Origin of the sequence: Marivita sp. GX14005 (assembly GCF_023370775.1) — a bacterium.
Taxonomy (GTDB): Bacteria; Pseudomonadota; Alphaproteobacteria; order Rhodobacterales; family Rhodobacteraceae; genus Marivita.
This window is the reverse complement of sequence record NZ_JAMCCQ010000004.1, coordinates 226,041-242,501: the sequence shown is the minus strand read 5'-3', so window position 1 is coordinate 242,501 and position 16,461 is coordinate 226,041. Positions and strand designations below refer to the sequence as shown.

Sequence of the window (16,461 nt, the reverse complement as noted above, 5' to 3'; positions counted from 1 at the left end):
ACCGCACATGACCGCTTTCACCACCCGTCCAGACATTCGCGGCACGTTCGGCGTCGTCACCTCGACGCATTGGATCGCCTCCAGCGTCGGCATGGCGATCCTCGAGAAGGTGGGCAACGCCTTCGATGCCGCCGTCGCCACCGGCCTTGTCCTGCAAGTGGTGGAGCCGCATCTGAACGGTCCGGCGGGCGATCTTCCGGCGGTTTATCATTCGGTGAAATCGGGCAAGGGCGTGATCGCCGCCCAAGGCCCGGCCCCGGCTGGTGCGACGATCGAACATTACCGCGCGCAGGGGCTGGACCTCATCCCCGGCTCCGGCCTTCTTGCCACTGTCATCCCCGGCGCGTTCGACGGCTGGATGCTGATGCTGCGCGAACACGGCACGATGCGCCTGCGCGAGGTGATGGAACCGGCGATCTACTACGCAGGTGAAGGCCACCCGATGCTGCCCCGCGTCGCCGATCAGATTGCCGGGCTGGCCGAGTATTTCGCCCGCGAATGGCCCAGCTCCGCCGAGGTCTGGACACCGGGCGGCGATACTCCCAAGGCGCAGGCGCTCTTCCGCAACCCAGCGCTGGCAGACACCTATCGCCGTTTGGTCGAGGCGGGCGAGGCCGCAGGCGAGGACCGCATCGCCCAGATCGACGCGGCGCGCGATGAATGGGCGTCGGGCTTCGTGGCCGAGGCGATCTTCGACTATCTCAAGGATGCCGAGGTGCATGATGTCTCCGAACGCCGCAACCGCGCGGTTCTGGCGCCCGAGGATATGGCCGATTGGCGCGCCCGGATCGAAGCGCCGCTAAGCTACGATTATCACGGCTGGACGCTCTACAAGACCGGACCATGGGGGCAAGGTCCGGTGCTGCTACAGGCGCTCGCGATCCTCAAGCATTTCGACCTCGCCGCGATGGACCCGATGGGCGCGGAGTTCGTGCATACCGTGATCGAGGCGATGAAACTCGCCTATGCCGACCGCGAGGCCTATTACGGCGATCCCGACCATAGCGAGATCCCGATGGAGCATCTGCTCTCGGACGCCTACAACGCCGAGCGCGCCAAGCTGATCGATGAGACCGCATCGCTCGACCAACGACCAGGCCGCGTTCCGGGCTTCGAGCATCTGGCCGATGCCTATATCGACCGCGCCGCGCGCGATTTCGGCGTGGCCGGGGTGGGCGCGCAAGAGCCGACGATGGCGCACCTGACCGACCGCAAGGGCGATACCGTCCATCTTGACGTGATCGACCGCTGGGGCAATTGCGTCGCGGCCACGCCCTCGGGCGGCTGGCTGCAATCGAACCCGGTGATCCCCGGCCTCGGCTTCCCGCTCAACAGCCGCGCGCAGATGTTCTGGCTCGAAGAGGGGCTGCCCACATCGCTCGCACCGGGCCGCCGCCCGCGCACGACGCTGACCCCGACGCTGGCCGAAAAGGACGGCGCGACGCTGGTCTTCGGCACGCCGGGCGGCGATCAGCAAGACCAGTGGCAACTCGTCTGGTTCCTGCGCTTCGTGCATCACGGCATGGGCCTTCAGGAAGGCATCGACGCGCCGCTCTTTCATTCGATGCATTTCCAGGGGTCTTTCTTCCCCCGCGCGGTCATGCCGGGCGCGATGATGATCGAGCCGAACGTGACAGACGGCACCATCGCGGCGCTGGAGGCCAAGGGCCACAAGGTCACCGTGGCCGATCCCTGGACCGTTGGGCGCCTGACGGCGGCGATGCGCGATGCGGGCGGCGTTCTGTCGGCGGCGGCAACCCCGCGCCTGATGCAGGCCTACGCGGTGGGGCGCTGACATGACCTATTCGCTTATCGCCCGCGACGAAACGACCGGAGAGATCGGCATCGCCGTTGCCTCGCGCTTCTTCGCCTGCGGCGCGCTGGTCCCCCATGTCGGGCGGCGCGCGGCGGTGGCGACGCAAGCCTTCGTCAACCCGCTCTGGGGTGTTGAGGGGCTCGCGCGGCTGGAGGCGGGCGAAGCGGCGGCGGATGTGCTGGCCGATATCACCGCCCGCGATGACGGCCGGCATCTCAGACAATGCCACATGATGGACGCGGCGGGCAATTTTGCAGCCCATACCGGCACGGAGTGCACCGAATGGTGCGGCCATATCACCGGCGCCGCCCATTCCGTCGCGGGCAATATGCTGGCGGGCGAAGCGGTGCTGCGCGCGACCTTTCAAGCCTTCGAGAAAGACGCCGATCTGCCCCTTCCCGACCGGATGCTCCGCGCCATGCGCGCGGGCGAGGAGGCGGGCGGCGACAAGCGCGGCAAACAGGCGGCGGGGCTGAAAATCCATCGCGGCGAGGCCTACGCGATCCTCGATCTGCGCGCCGACGACCATGCCGATCCGCTCACCGAGCTGGAGCGCCTGCTGGACGTGTCGCGCGAACGCTACGCGCATGTCGCGCAAACCTTCGCCACTACAGGCAATTTCTCCGGCACCGCCGATCGCGGCCCCATCGACCTCGCCATCGCCACAGAGGAAGCGCGGCGCGAACGCGAGGGCATCGTGAGCCGCTCCCACGCCACGACATCCGGGGGCTAGGGCGTGGACGGTCTGGTTCAGGAACTGCTCGTCAGCATCGCCGCCCCGGCGATCGCCGCCGGCATCTTCGGCGGCATCCTCGCCGGACTGCTGGGCGTCGGCGGCGGCATCGTCATCGTTCCGGCGCTCTATTTCGCGCTCTCGCTGACCGATGCGAACCCGGCGCTGATGATGCAGGTCGCCGTCGGCACGTCGCTCGCCACCATCGTCTTCACCGCGCTCAGCTCCGCCTGGGGGCATCACCGCAAGGGGGCCATCGATTTCGCCCTGCTCAAGCTCTGGGGGCCGTCGATCCTTGTCGGCGTGGTGCTCGGCGGCATCCTCGGCGGCGTCGTGTCGGGCTTTGCGCTGATCGCCGTTTTCGCCACGGTCGCCCTGATCGTGGCCGCCGACATGATCCTGCGCCGCAAGGCAGAGGTGGAGACGCAGCGCAGTTTCTCCAAACCCGTCTGGGCGGGGCTCGGCGTTCTGGCCGGCACGATCTCTGCCATGATGGGCATCGGCGGCGGCACGGTCTGCGTGCCGCTGCTGAACTTCCTCGGCTATGACATCCGCCGCGCGGTCGGCACATCGGCGGCCATCGGCTTCATCATCGGCGTGCCGGGGGCGATCACCTACATGATCACCGGGCTGGGGCAGGAGAACCTGCCGCCGCTCTCGCTCGGCTATGTCAACCTCGTGGCCGCCGCGATCATCATTCCGCTCACCGTCGTCTTCGCCCGCGTCGGGGTGGCCATCGCGCACCGGATCGAACGGCGCACCTTGCGCCTTCTGTTCGGGGCGTTTCTGCTGATAACCTCGCTGCGGATGTTCGCCGATCTCTACGGAGCCCTGACATGACCCAGCCCGACGCGCTGACCGACCAGCTCGCCGATTTCGTCTCCTCCGGTGCCATCGCCGCCGATGGCCGCCTGCCGAGCGAACGCGAACTGGCCGAGCGGTTCAACGTCACCCGCACCCGCCTGCGCGGCGCGCTCGATGTGCTGGAGGATCGCGGCGTGATCTACCGCCGGCAAGGGCGCGGCACCTTCGCCGCCCCCCCGGTGATGAGCGGCCAGCCCGCGCTGACGCGCCTCGCGCGCGAGACGACGCCGCAGGACATGATGGAGGTCCGGCTTCAGATCGAACCCGCGCTCGCCGCCCATGCCGCCCGCCGCGCCCGGCGCGAGGATGTGCAGCGGCTCGAAGGCTTCATGCAGGCCACGCTCGATCACACCGAACGCGCGGCCTACGAGATGGCCGACGACACGTTCCATTACCAGATCGCCGTTCTGGCCCGAAACCCGCTTTTTTTGCAGATCTACGACGAAATCCGCACCGTGCGTAAGCTGAACGCCTGGGAAAGCGTGCGCGAGGAAAGCCACACCCCCGGCGTCATGACCCGCTTCGGAGACCAGCACCGCGCCCTCTTCGACGCCATCGCCTCCCGCGACAGCACCGAAGCCGCCCGGCGCATGGAACTGCATCTGCTCGACGTGAACCAGACGCTCCTGCGCCGGCCGCGGGTTTGAGGGGGCTTGCCGGCAGCGGATGAAGCCAAACAGCGGACTTGCAAAGCGATCGTAGCGACGTCTTATTGAACGCATGGATCGTCGTCTTCTACTCGAGTTTCTGCCCGCGATAGCTTTCCTGTTTGGAAACGCCGCTGGCGGTTTATTCGTAGGTGCCGGCGCGGCACTGGTGGCGACCACTCTGTCCGTCGCTGTTCGCTGGCGCTGGGACGGTTGCCTTCCGTGGCTTGCAGTCTCAACCCTTGTCCTTGCTCTCATTCTGACGGGTTTCGGTATCCTGCTGGATGATCCGAGTTACGTTCTTGTCCGTCCTACCGTAGGAGCGATTGCCTTCGCCACTATTCTCGCTGTCGGCACGGTTGCGAAGCCGAGCCTACTGGAACGAACGCTTGGCTACAGGCTTCGCATCGAAACGTCAGGTTGGCTTTCACTACACATCGCGTGGATCGCGTTGGCCCTTTTATCTGCCGTGGCGAACGAGGTGGCGCGAAGGGCGTTATCAAACGATCAATGGGTGTTCTACAACTTCGTTTCGGACTTTGCGTTGTTTGCTCTATTTTGGGTATCGACGCGTCTGATCGCCGAGAGATACTGGATCGTCCAAAGCGGCCCCTAGTCCATTCCGCTTCCTGCACATCTTTGGATTTTCCAGATCGCTCGCGCAAGAGCGTGGGTCTGAATACGCTCCAGACCCTGTCAAAACCTACCGCCCACCCCGCTTGCGGCGGGGGGCGGATGTCTCGGTCACCTGTTCGCGCTGGAAGATGTAGATGCCGGAGCCCAGGATCACCGCCAGCCCGGCCCAGGTGAAGGCGTCGGGGAAATCTCCGAAGACGAAGAAGCCCAGAGCAGTGGCCGCCAGGATCTCGAAATACTGGAACGGGGCGAGCACCGTTGCCTCCTCGCGGCGGAACGCTTCGGCGATGAGCACGAAGCTGAACGCCGCGACGGCGCCGAGCGCGGCGATGATGGCCCATGCGTGCCCCTGCCCTTCGGCGGGCAGAAGCAACAGATCGCCAGCAAGGGCCAGCGCCCCCGCGCCGAAGCAGACGAAGAGCGCGGCATATACCGTCGCGCCGCATTGCATCGTCAGCGCCGAGCGCCGGGCCGAGCCGCGTTTCAGGACGATCATGTTGAGCGCATAGGCAAAAGCCGACATGAGCGGCAGCAGCGTCGCCCAGCCATAAGCGGACCCGCCGGGGCGGATCACGATGAGCGCGCCGATCAGCCCGACGCCGACCGCGATCAGGCGCCGCGGACCGGCCTTTTCGCCCAGCAACGGCCCGGCCAGAACCGTCAGGATCAGCGGCTCGACAAAGAAGATCGCGATGGCCGTGGCGATGGGCATCACCGAAAAGGCGAAGATCAGCCCGGTCAGCGACACCGACAGCAGCGCGCCCGAGAGCGCCACGACAGGCGAGAACATCGGCCCGCGCAGCTGCCGCCGCAGCACGAACGCCACCGGCAGAAGGCACAGGCTCTGCGCGATCAGCCGCCACATCGCCACCGCGACCGGATCCATCGCGCCGGTCAGCAGCTTGGCGAACGTGTCGCCCACCGGCAGCAGAAGCATCGCCAGCGCCATGAAGATCATGCCGGAACGCTCCTGCAGCACGGCCCAGGGGGCGCTGCGAATATCGGTGTGCATCATCATGTCGAAACCTCACGAAACAAAACCCTCCGCAAAGCGAAGGGTGTGAAATCCGGGCGTGCAGGACGGGTTATGTCGGAAAAGGCGAAATCCGCCGACGCCATCGGCGCAGGTGCCTTGCCCGCCCTCTAGGACATGTTGCCCCGTTCGGTCAATCCCCCCGGCGGCAAGCCGGCCATGCCCCATGCGCAAGGCATCGAGTTGACCCCGCTTGCGCCCGCGCGTTTACAGGCGCGCTTTGCAATGCTACGACGAATTGCCCCGCGCATGTCGGGGGCCGCTATTGTAAACCTTTATGAGTTATACGTGTTTTGATCGTCTGGAGATGCGGACCCTGCGCCTTGCGCTTGGCCTCGACGCGGTATTGATCGGGGTTCATGTCGCCCTCGGCCTCATGGTGATGCGCGGCGCGGTCGGGCATTGGCCGGACCTCCTGAACATCACGCGCGACTGGGGAGCGGGGGAGATCTTCAACTACGTCAAATGGGCACTCATCCTCGTCGCCCTCATCGGCCATATCCGGCGAAGCCGCGATCCCGGCGCGGCCGGGCTGGCGCTGCTCTTCGCGCTCGCGCTGCTCGATGATGCGCTGCAACTGCACGAACGCGGTGCGACCGCGCTGATCGAAGGGCTCGCGCTCTACCGTTTTCTCGATCTTGAAACCAGCGTGATCCTCGGCGAATTCGCCGTCTGGGCCGCGCTCGGCATGATCGCGCTGGCCGGTCTCGTTGCAGGCTGGGCGCACGTGGACCCGCGCCGGCGCGAGCGCATGATCCCGGCGCTTCTCATCTTCGGCGCGGTTCTCATTTGTGCGGTCGTGATCGACGCACTGCACGGTCTGGCGGCCGATCGCAGCCTGCGCGCCGGGCTGATCGGCATTGCAGAGGATGGCGGGGAGATGGTCTTCCTCTCCCTGCTGCTGGCCTATATCCGCGGCACCTATGCGCCGCGCGCTATCGCCGCCGGGCCGTGATCGTCTGCCCCGCCTCGTCGAACAGCAACAGCGTGCCCATCTTGTCGATCTCGTAGCGCGTCAGGCGGGGGAGCATCTGCAGAAGGCTGAGTTCCTGCGTCATCATCGCTTCGGGGCAGACCATCATCGTCGCGCCGCCCGGCTTGATGTCGAGGCTGCCATCCTCCCCGGCGGTGTATTCCGCGATCAGCCGGTTGCAGGTCAGGTTCCCGGCCAGCTTGCCATCGGGCAGAAAGTGCAGCGACGGCGCGCTGTCGTCGATCACGCCGCGCGCCGCGATATCCTCGATGAACCATTCGCGGCCCACCAGTTCGGGCGCGCCGTCCTGCGCAATGAGGTAATCGGCCACCGCGCGATAGGCTGGCAGCGATGTCGGATCGTTCGCCGCATTCGCCGCCATCGGGTTCGAGGCGAAGCGCACGATGACCATATCGGCTTCGGGGTCGATCCAGATCGTCTGCCCATGCACCCCGCGCGCGGCAAAGGCGCCGTGATCGTCATGGGTGTTCCACCACATGCTGCCATAGCTCCAGCCATCGAGGCTGTCATAGCCGGATCTGGCGAACGCGGCCTTGTCGCCGCCCTCCGCGATGGCGGCGATCGCCTCCTCGGGGATCACCTGCACACCGCGCCACTGGCCCTTGTCGAGCACCAGTTGCCCGAGCCGCGCCATGTCGCGCAGCGTCGCGTTGAACCCGCCGCCGGCAAAGGGCGTGCCGATGGAATCCACAGTGTAGAACGCCTCCCGGTCGGTGCCGAGCCGCTGCCAGATGCGGTTCGAGAAATAGTCGGCGACCGACACGCCGGTAATCCGCGCGATCAGCCAGCCGGCGGCATCGGCATTGACGGTCTTGTATCCGAAGGCCTCGCCATGCGTGCCGTCCTTCTCGACCGTTTGCAGATAACCGAAATACGACCGCGGCCCGTCATAGCCTTCGGGCTTGGGCAGGGGGCTGCCCGCTTCGGCATAGGTCCAGACCTCGGCCTCGGGATCGGAGTAATCCTCCGAATAATCGAGCGCCGTCGTCATATCGAGCACCTGCCGCACGGTCGCATCTGAGAAGGCGCTGCCGTCGAGTTCGGGGATGATCGCCGCCATGAGCGCGGTGTCATCGAGCTTGCCTTCGGCGATCAGGATCTCGGCCAGAAGCCCGGTCAGGCTTTTCGTGACCGACATCGCGCCGTGCAGGGTATGCTCGTCAAGGCAGCCGTCATAGCGTTCATAGACGATCCGGCCCTTGTGCATGACAAGCAGCCCGTCAGTGTAATTGGCATCGAACGCCTCGGCCCATGTCATTTCCGTGCCGCTGCCGAGCGGCGTGAAGCTCACCTGATCGAGACCGGGATCGAGATCGACAGGCAGGATGCTCGCCGCGCCCGCGCCTTGCCGCACGGCGGTCGTGGGCATGAGTTCGCGGAAATGGCACACAGTCCAGCGCAGCTTGGGAAAGGCGAAGTAATCGGGATCGGTGAATCGGATCGTCTTGTCCTCGGGCGGCGGAAAGCCCTGCATCCAACCCATTTCCTCGGGATCGGACTGCACCGCCGAAAGCGGCGTCTCCTGCGCATGAGCCGCGCCTGCCGCGCCCATGAGCGCCGCGAAAATCACCCCGAACATCTGTTTCATTCGAAAATCCCTCAATCCAATTCCTGCACGCCGCCGCCCGCACTGCCGGCAGGTTGCGTCACCTTACCAATTCCCGCGCCCGGTCTCAGGGCGACCGCCCTCTCCGATCGGAACGTCCTGGGCGAAAACATATCCTCACCTCGTCAACATCCGGGCGTTCAGGATGACCAACAATGTGCTGCAAAGCCCCCGCTTCGCACCCGGCGACGCCATCGCCAAGCGTGCGGCAAGTCTATTCTGCATCGCAGCGGATACAACCACCGATTTACCCTGCATAGCGGGTTTTCGTCTTTCTAAAGCCGATCCAGCACCGCTCCGGCCCGCCGCGCCGTGTTAGACCAGCCGGGAAGCGCCGCGCCCGCCTGCCGTGCCGCTTCGGCCTGTCGTGTGCGCAACGCGGGATCGCGCAGCAAGGTTTCGAGCGCCGTCGCGAAATGCACGGGGTCGTCCGGCGGCACCAGTCGCCCCGCCCCGTCCGGCACCGTCTCCGGCACCGCGCCCGCAGCGCAGCTGACGATGGGCAGGCCATGCGCCAGCGCCTCGTCGAAGACCAGCCCATAGCCTTCGAACCGCGTTGCCAGCGCGAAGATCGACGCCTGAGCATAGAGCGCGGCCAGCCGTTCGGGCGCGACATATCCGGCGATGTCCACCCGTTCGGCGAGCGCCAGATCATCCCGCAATCGCATCAGGTCGGCGGCGTGCGCCTCGTCATGCACCTTGCCCGCGATCACCGCCTGCCAGTCGAGATGCCCAAGCCGCGCCAGCGCGCGCAGAAGCACGTCATGCCCCTTGCGCGGATGCTGGATCCCGACCGACAGGATCAGCGGCGGCGTGACCGGCTCTGCCGCGCGGGCGGGCCGTTCCGTGCCGGGGCGAAGAACGGTGATGCGATCCGGTGTCACGCCATAGCGGCTTTGCAGCGTGCGCGCGGTGCTGGGGCTGGGCACGAAGACATGCGCCATATGCACCAGATTGGCGCGCTCCAGCCGGTAAAGACGATCCCGCCGCGCCGCGTCCAGCCCGGTCTCCAGCGCCAGCGGATGATGCACCATCGCAACGCAAGGCACATGCAGCCGCGCCAGCGCCTCGGTGTCCAGCGTGGCCGAAACGAACCCGTCGAGGATCACCGCGCGGTCCGGCTCCAGCGCGCGCAGCTGCTCCAAGGCATCGGCCATGTCCGCCTCGCTCGGATCAGGAAAGGAGCCGCCGAGCTTCAGATGCAGCACATCGCGCCCTTTGGCCCGCAGCCCCTCCAGCAACTTGCGCTCGTAGATATAGCCGCCCGTCGGGGTGGCGATATTGCCCGGAATGGCAAAGGCGGCGCGGCGCGGGCTCATGCCAGCTGCTCGGGCGCATAGCGCGCCAGCACCCGCCGCTCCACCGCGCCGACGAGCGCATAGCCAAGCGCCGACAGCGCGGCGACGAGGACGACCGAACTCCACAGGATATCGTAATCCGACAGCGAGGCCGAGAGCGCCATCAGGCTGCCGATCCCCGCCCCGGTGGCGAGCCACTCCACCACCGTCACGGCCAGAACCGACGCGGGCACCGCCATGCGGGCGGCGGCAAAGAAGCTCGGCAGCATCGCCGGGATGCGCACGCGCACGAGCCGCGCGAGCGGCCCGGCGGCGTAGCTGTCGAGCACGTCCATCACCTGCCCTGGCGCTTGCCGCAACCCGTGCAGGCAGGCCACGAATGTCGGGAAGAACACCATGACCGCCACCAGAACGATGGTCCCCGCCGCTCCGCGGCCGAGGATCAGCACCACCAGCGGCGCGGTCGTCACGATGGGCACCGAGCGCAGCGCGATGGCCAGCGGCATCGCGGTGCCTGCAAGCGCAGGCACCAGAACCAGCAGGATCGCCAGCCCCGCCCCGGCGGCCAGCCCGGCGAGGTATCCCGGCAGCAGGAACACCGCCGTCTCCGCCAGCGCCGCGCCGATGACCCCGCGCGTGGCGGCGGCATCCGGCGCGGTGACAAGCGCGGCCCAGACATCCCCCGGCCCCTTGGCAAAGAACGGGTTGAGCCCGAAGGCCCAGATCGTCCAGCCCCAGAGCCCGATTGCCAGCGCCAGCACGACAAGCGCATCGACCCATCCCCGACCCCGGTTCGCTGCCGCCGGTGCGGCGAGGATCACGGGCGGCGCATCGAGCAGGACGCGCCGCGCCAGCGCGCCGATGGCGAGATAGGCGAGGATCGCCACCGCCGTCGCCACAGTCGCCAGCCCCCATGTCATCTCCACATCGAGCGCCCGTATCGCGCGGACCGTCAGAACGCCCATGCCGCGCTCCGCGCCGGTGAACTCGCCCACCATCGCGCCAAGGAACGCGGCGGGCGCGGCGATTTGCAGGCCCGCGAACAGGTAAGGCAGCGCCGCCATCAGCCGCACATGCACCAGCGCCGCGATCCGCCCGCGCCCGTAGCTGCGCACCAGATCGAACCAGCTGTCGGGCGCGGCGCGCAGGCCCACGAGCAACGGGATCAGCGTCGTGTAGTAAACCGCCAGCGCCGCCAGCGTGATCTGAGGGCCGGGGCCGGGCCCGAAGAACACCCGCAGGATCGGCCCGGTGGCGACCAGCGGCAGGCAAAAGACCAGCAGCGCAAGCCCCGTCACGATCCGTTGCGAGCGCGGCCAGAGCAGCGCGATGCCGGCGAGCGCCACGGCGGCGAGATTGCCGATCACGAACCCGGCGGCGGCATTGGCCAGCGTCACGCCAAGCGCGCGCGCCATGAGCCGCCAATCCTCGGCCAGATAGGCCAGAACCTCGCTCGGCGCGGCAAGAACGAACGCCTCGGTGAGGCCTCGCCCCGCCAGTTCCCAAAGCGCGATGATGACGGCAACGCCGATCCACGCGCCATGGGCGCGGCCCCGGCGCGGGGCGGGACTCGCGGCGTCGGTCACTGCGCGGCCAGCGGCCTGTCCTGCGCCGCCATCGCCTCGGTCAGTTCGGCAAAGACCCGTTCGATCAGCACCTTCGCCGCCTCGCTCCGGCCGATCCCTTCGGGGCGCGGGCGCGGCAGGTCGATCTCGATATCGGCCGCCACCTGCGCGGGGCGCGGCGTCAGCACGATCACCCGGTCCGACAGCGTGACCGCCTCGGTCACCGAATGGGTGACAAGCAGCGTCGTCGTGCCGCGCGCTTCCCAGATGCGCGGCAGATCCTGCGCCAACTGCCGCCGCGTCAGCTCATCGACCGCGCCGAACGGCTCATCGAGCAGCAAAAGCCCCGGCTGCGTCGCCAGCGCCCGCGCGATGGCCGCGCGCTGGCGCATCCCGCCCGACAGCTCCGCCGGGCGCGTATCGGCGAACCCGTCAAGCCCGACCAGCGCGATCAATTCGTCCACCTCGGAGCCGCGCGCGGGCCGACGCGCAAGGCTCAGCGCCAGTTCGATATTGCCCCGCACACTGCGCCAGGGCAGCAACGAGGGATCCTGAAACGCAATCGACAGTCCCGCCTGCCGCAAGGTCTCCGAAGGCGGCGCACCGGCGATTTCGATCCGCCCGGCGCTCGGGCTTTCCAGCCCGGCGATCATGCGCAAAAGCGTGGACTTGCCGCATCCCGACGGGCCGACCAGCGCCGTGGTCTGCCCCGCCGCAAAGGTCAGGCTCACGTCCCGCACGGCCTCCGTGCCGCCGTCGAAAACCTTGCCCACAGCGTCGCAGACGATGCGGGGCGGGGGTGTCGGGTCAGCCGCCATGGACCTCTTCCAGGACCGAGCGGTCCCAGAGATCGGGCGTCACCGTCCGGCCCAGAAGCGCGAGGGTTTCGATATTCGCCTCGACGGCCTCGTCCGTCCACCATCCGAAGCCCTCGGCCTCGGTCAGATCCGAGAACATCAGCGGCACCTGCCGCGCCGCCTGCAATTTCTGCGTCTCCAGATCGAGCCCGGCATCGGGATGCATCCGCAGCGTCAGTTCGGCCGCTGCATCGGTGTCCTGACGGTAGATGTCCCACCCCTGCACCTCGCCGCGCAGCAACGCGACCAGATCGGCGCGGCGATTGGCAAGGCTGTCCTCGGTCGCGATATAGGTCTGCGAATGGACCGAATAGCCGTGATCGGCCAGCAGCATGGTCAGGCTCTCGACCCCCTGCATCGTCATCGCGACCGGCAGATCGGTTTCCCAGCAGAGCAGGCAATCGACCTCCCCGGCCAGAAGCGGCTGCGCGGAATATTGCGTCGGCACGATGGTGATGGCGTCGATATCCACATCGTTGAGCGTGCAGAGCGCCTGCAGCACCGGCGTATTGGCGAGCGCCATGCCGATCCGCTTGCCCTCCAGATCGGCGGGCGCGTTCACCGGGTTCTTCAGCAAGGACGCGATCACGAACGGGTTTTTCTGCATCGCAACGCCAAGGATACGGAACGGCGCGCCCTGCTCGACGGCGGCGGCGGTGTAATCGGCGGCAGAGATGCCCACCAGCGCCGTGCCGGAGACGACGGGCGGCTCCACCGGCGCGTTCGGCCCGCCGGGCAGCAGCGACACATCGAGCCCCGCATCGCGCCAGAAGCCGCGCTCCTGCGCGATGTAGCTGCCGGCGAATTGCGCCGAATGAAGCCAGGAGAGGTGCAGCGCCGCCGCAGTTTGCGCCGCCGCGTGCCGGGGCGTCAGCCCCAGACCGGCCGCGCCGAGCGCCGCCGCGCCAGTGCCGAGGAAACCGCGCCGTGTCAGATCTGATTGCATGGGAGCATCCTTTTTCGGTTCAACTCAAAGGCTAGTCCCTGCGTTCCCCAAAACAAGCGGAAATTCCACGCTCAACTTTCGCCCTGCACCGCGCCGCGCATGTCCGCCCCTTGGTTCGGCCTCGCCCGCAACAGGAAAACGAGCCCCGGCAGAACGGCGGCGATGAAGACCAGACCGAAGGCCACGCTGGCCGCCAGCGCCGCGCTCGCGCTCGCCCCCGCCAGCGGCAAGAGCGCCGCCGCAGCGCCTTCGCGCAGACCCCAGCCGGAGATCGAGATCGGGATCAGCATGGTAAAGAGAATGAGCGGCACCAGCGCCGCAATCGCCGCCGGATCGAGCGATATGCCCACCGCACGCGCGCAAAAGGCAAAGGCCGCAAGGTTGCACATCGCCGTGCCGATGCTCAGCCCGACCTGCCCCGGCAAGGCGCGCCGCGAGGCCAGCGCGACGCGCAGCGCCTGCCAAAGCCGCCCCGCGGCACGGCCCGCACCGCCGGGAAGACGCGTTGCGGCGTAAAAGACAAACGGCAAGGCCGCCCCGCCCGCAAGCAGCAGCGCCACCGGCACGGCCAGCCAGCGCGGCCAGTCGAACCCGCCCGGCAGCAGCAGCGTCGCGCCGAACCCCAGCGCCAGCGCGGCGAACATCGCGATCTGCCCGGCCAGCCGTTCGAACACCACCGCCTGCCCCGAGGCGATCAGCCCCGCTTGCCCGCGCGCGCGCACCGCGCGGCCCGCATCGCCCACCATGCCGCCCGGCAGCGATTGGTTGACGATCTGCGCGAGGTAATATTCGGCAATCGCATGGCCCGCCCCAAGCGTGATGCCAAGCTGCCGCGCGGTCAGCCGCCAGCGCAGCGCCGACAGCACCGTCTGCAGGCTGAGCGCCAGAAAGGCGAGGCCAAGCCAGCCCCAATGCGCCGCCGCCAGCGCGCGCGCCGCCTCCGGCCCGTCCGCCGCGTGCCAGAGCAGCGCCATGAGCCCGGCAGCCACCGCGATCTGCGCCAGCCGCTTCGCCCATTTGGGAACCGTGTCCAGAACCTGCATCAACTCGCGCCTCCGTCCGGCGCGGTATCCGAATACGCCTCCAGGATCAAATCGCGCATCCGGTCCATCGGGATCGGCACGGTGCCGCCTCCGGGCAAAAGCCCCTCGCCCCAGCCCCAGGCCGCCACCTTCGCGACAAGCCGCTCCGGCCCGATCACATGCACCGGCACATCGGGGCGCTCGTCCATCGCGACGAACTCCGCCGCCTGATGATCGCCGATCATGAAAATCAGCGGCGGATCGGCGGCATGGCGCGCGGCATAGCCTGTCACCACGCGCAGCGCGTAATCGACCGCCTCGCGATATTGCAAGCGCACCCGTTCGGTATCGCGCCAGACGACATCGGGCGGATCGCCCGCAACGGCCATCTCGTCAAACACATGCCCGTCGCCGATCTGCTCCCAGGGCACCAGCTCCGGCACCGGCACCCAGGGCGCGTGGGAGGAACCGAGCGCGATCTGCGCGAACACCGGCCTGTCGCTCGGCGCGCGCAGCAGCCGGTCGAGCGCGGCGAAGGTGAACTGGTCTGGCATCGTCACCCAGTTGAAGGGCTTGCCCTCGTAGCCCAGATCGCGCGCGGCCAGCACGGTCTCGAACCCCATCAGATCGGCCTCCGGCCAATCGAGCGTGATCTGCGGCATGACCGCCGCGCTGCGAAACCCCGCCTCCTGCGCGATGTGAAAGAGCGTCTGCCGCCCGCTCGCAAGCGCCGCGCCGTGGCTCGCCTGATCGGCGATCCAGAGCCCGTTGGCGAAACTCGCATGGCTGAGCCAGCTTTGCCCGCCCCGCGTCGGCGCGACGAGCAAGCCGGAGCGCATGGAGAGCCCCGCCTTCGCCAACCGCGTCTCGGCCTCAGCCAGCGTGGCGCGATGGATCTGCGCATAGAACGGCACATCGAGGCTCGCGCGGCCATAGCTTTCGACGAACACCACCAGCACATCGCGGTCGATCCCGCGCAGCAGCCCGGCTCGCCCGGCATAGGCGTCGCGCGCCGCCGCCGCCTCGAAGGCGCGCAGATCGGCCCATGTCTCGCGCGCCATGGCGATCCGCTCCAGCCCGACCCGCGCGGTGAAGGCCGCGCCCGGCGGCGAGACCGGCAGCGTCCAGCGCCCCATCGCCTGCCCGGCCTCCAGCGCCGCCGCGCCCGCTCCGGCAAGCGCCAGCGCCGTGCTCGTCACGGCCATGCGCGGCGCGAGGCGCAGCCCGGCCCAGACCCCGCTCGCCCACCAGAGCGCCGCGCCCACGGCGACGATCGCGGCGAGCGCGGTCAGAACCGCAAGCACGGTAAGCACCGGGCCGACCGCGCCGGTGGCGAGCCGCAGCCCTGCCTCGATCAGCGCCAGATCGGCCACCGGGTTGAACCCCCGCGCCAGCGCGGTGAACATCGCGTAATCGGCGGCCTTGAGCACCGACAGGAGCAAAAGCACCGCCGTCAGCGCAGCGCGCAGCCAGAGCGCCGCGCGACCCGGCGGCAGCGCTGCGAGGCCCAGCAGGATCACCGGCAATTCAAGCGGAAAAAGCGCCAGCGCGCCCCATGTCATCGCCGCCGGATGGTTCGGCTGCACGAGGACGAGATGAAACACCGAAGCGGCCAGCGCCAGCCGGATCATGCGCGCCGCCAGAGCCAGAGGATATCGCGCCCGAAGGACAAGAGCAGCGCCAGCGCCACCGCGCTTTCGAGCGCCCAGGCAAGAGCCTGCGGCAGGATCGGCGCCTGAAGCGCGATCAGCGCGCCGAGCTGCGCCACGCAAATTGCCTTGCGGCTGAACCGTTCCGGCAGATCGCGGCGCATCCACGGCAGAACGGCCCCGGCAGCGATGAAGAGATAGCGCGGCAGGCCCAGCACCAGCACCGCCCATCCCGCCGCGCCGCCGGTAAACGCGTTGAGCGCCAGCACCAGCGCCAGCGCCGAATCGACCTCCATGTCGAACCGCGCACCGAAGCGCGAGACAAGCCCCTGCCGCCGCGCCAGCCAGCCATCGACCCCGTCGAGCGACAGCGCGATCACCGCGAGCGCGAAGACCGGCCAGCTTGCGCCGACCCCCGCCAGCATCGGCGCGATCAGCGCAGAGGTCATGGCGAGCCGCGCGAAGGTGACGAGATTGCCGCCGCCGAGGCGGGCGTGAGGATAGCCGCGATGCAGCCCGTGCCATGTCAGCGCGGCACCCAGGGCAAACCCGGCCAGCGCACCGAGCGCGGTCCAGAACCCGCCGCCCGGCAGGATGACGGCAAGCGCCAACACCCCGGCCGCAAAATTCGGCACGGCGAGCGCGAAGGCCCGCTCCGGCGCTGGCAGATGCCCCCGGCGGACCCGGCGCATCACCGCGTTATGTTGCACATCCGTCATTCCTCTGAGTTTAGCCCTGCGGCGGCGGAGTCAAGGTGCCGGCCATGCGCCATGGCTTGATTTGCGGCGGGGCGGG

The 16,461-nt window shown here is 68.2% G+C and carries 15 protein-coding genes; 6 read left to right on the top strand and 9 right to left on the bottom strand.

Features of this window, described 5'->3' with window-relative positions; all coding sequences use genetic code 11:
* The first annotated feature begins 7 nt into the window (after window positions 1–7).
* From M3465_RS13195 to M3465_RS13175, 5 genes are all read left to right on the top strand, one after another.
* Window positions 8–1,795: a gamma-glutamyltransferase family protein gene (locus M3465_RS13195; RefSeq protein WP_249502231.1), complete on the top strand. Its 1,788-nt coding sequence runs from the start codon at window positions 8–10 to the stop codon at window positions 1,793–1,795.
* Window position 1,796: 1 nt separating this feature from the next.
* Window positions 1,797–2,549, top strand: coding sequence for a DUF1028 domain-containing protein (locus M3465_RS13190; RefSeq protein ID WP_249502230.1), 753 nt, complete (start codon window positions 1,797–1,799; stop codon window positions 2,547–2,549).
* A gap of 3 nt (window positions 2,550–2,552) precedes the next feature.
* Entirely contained in the window at window positions 2,553–3,389 is an 837-nt protein-coding gene (locus M3465_RS13185; protein ID WP_249502229.1) for a sulfite exporter TauE/SafE family protein, read from the top strand.
* The gene (locus M3465_RS13180) at window positions 3,386–4,060 is read left to right on the top strand and encodes a FadR/GntR family transcriptional regulator (RefSeq protein WP_249502228.1); all 675 of its coding nucleotides are present in this window, start codon (window positions 3,386–3,388) and stop codon (window positions 4,058–4,060) included. The genes M3465_RS13185 and M3465_RS13180 overlap by 4 nt, the downstream gene beginning before the upstream one ends.
* 73 nt (window positions 4,061–4,133) lie before the next feature.
* On the top strand, window positions 4,134–4,676 hold the full coding sequence (locus M3465_RS13175; RefSeq protein WP_249502227.1) for an inner membrane-spanning protein YciB: 543 nt from the start codon (window positions 4,134–4,136) through the stop codon (window positions 4,674–4,676).
* Window positions 4,677–4,763: 87 nt separating this feature from the next.
* Here M3465_RS13175 and M3465_RS13170 read toward each other — a convergent pair whose 3' ends face one another.
* On the bottom strand, window positions 4,764–5,714 hold the full coding sequence (locus M3465_RS13170; RefSeq protein ID WP_249502226.1) for a DMT family transporter: 951 nt from the start codon (window positions 5,712–5,714) through the stop codon (window positions 4,764–4,766).
* A gap of 322 nt (window positions 5,715–6,036) precedes the next feature.
* Between M3465_RS13170 and M3465_RS13165 the strand changes: the two genes are divergently transcribed.
* Window positions 6,037–6,684, top strand: a complete 648-nt coding sequence (locus tag M3465_RS13165; RefSeq protein WP_249502225.1) for a DUF8692 domain-containing protein — start codon at window positions 6,037–6,039, stop codon at window positions 6,682–6,684.
* On the opposite strand, the gene M3465_RS13160 is transcribed toward M3465_RS13165, so the two are convergent.
* The 8 genes from M3465_RS13160 to M3465_RS13125 all read right to left on the bottom strand — a co-directional run bounded on the left by M3465_RS13160 (window position 6,665) and on the right by M3465_RS13125 (window position 16,385).
* Window positions 6,665–8,311: a serine hydrolase gene (locus M3465_RS13160; RefSeq protein WP_249502224.1), complete on the bottom strand. Its 1,647-nt coding sequence runs from the start codon at window positions 8,309–8,311 to the stop codon at window positions 6,665–6,667. The genes M3465_RS13165 and M3465_RS13160 overlap by 20 nt on opposite strands.
* A 293-nt stretch (window positions 8,312–8,604) precedes the next feature.
* Entirely contained in the window at window positions 8,605–9,648 is a 1,044-nt protein-coding gene (locus M3465_RS13155) for a glycosyltransferase family 4 protein (RefSeq protein WP_249502223.1), read from the bottom strand.
* On the bottom strand, window positions 9,645–11,213 hold the full coding sequence (locus tag M3465_RS13150) for an ABC transporter permease (protein ID WP_249502222.1): 1,569 nt from the start codon (window positions 11,211–11,213) through the stop codon (window positions 9,645–9,647). Before M3465_RS13150 ends, M3465_RS13155 begins: the two co-directional genes overlap by 4 nt.
* A complete protein-coding gene (locus M3465_RS13145) occupies window positions 11,210–12,010 on the bottom strand; it encodes an ABC transporter ATP-binding protein (RefSeq protein ID WP_249502221.1) in 801 nt (266 codons plus the stop codon). Before M3465_RS13145 ends, M3465_RS13150 begins: the two co-directional genes overlap by 4 nt.
* A complete protein-coding gene (locus M3465_RS13140) occupies window positions 12,000–12,995 on the bottom strand; it encodes an ABC transporter substrate-binding protein (RefSeq protein WP_249502220.1) in 996 nt (331 codons plus the stop codon). The genes M3465_RS13145 and M3465_RS13140 overlap by 11 nt, the downstream gene beginning before the upstream one ends.
* A gap of 71 nt (window positions 12,996–13,066) precedes the next feature.
* Window positions 13,067–14,038 carry a lysylphosphatidylglycerol synthase transmembrane domain-containing protein gene (locus M3465_RS13135; protein ID WP_249502219.1) on the bottom strand — a complete coding sequence of 324 codons (972 nt, stop codon included), beginning with the start codon at window positions 14,036–14,038 and terminating at the stop codon, window positions 13,067–13,069.
* The gene (locus tag M3465_RS13130; RefSeq protein ID WP_249502218.1) at window positions 14,038–15,648 is read right to left on the bottom strand and encodes a sulfatase-like hydrolase/transferase; all 1,611 of its coding nucleotides are present in this window, start codon (window positions 15,646–15,648) and stop codon (window positions 14,038–14,040) included. Before M3465_RS13130 ends, M3465_RS13135 begins: the two co-directional genes overlap by 1 nt.
* Window positions 15,645–16,385, bottom strand: coding sequence for a CDP-alcohol phosphatidyltransferase family protein (locus tag M3465_RS13125; protein ID WP_249502217.1), 741 nt, complete (start codon window positions 16,383–16,385; stop codon window positions 15,645–15,647). The genes M3465_RS13130 and M3465_RS13125 overlap by 4 nt, the downstream gene beginning before the upstream one ends.
* Between the last annotated feature and the right edge of the window lie 76 nt (window positions 16,386–16,461).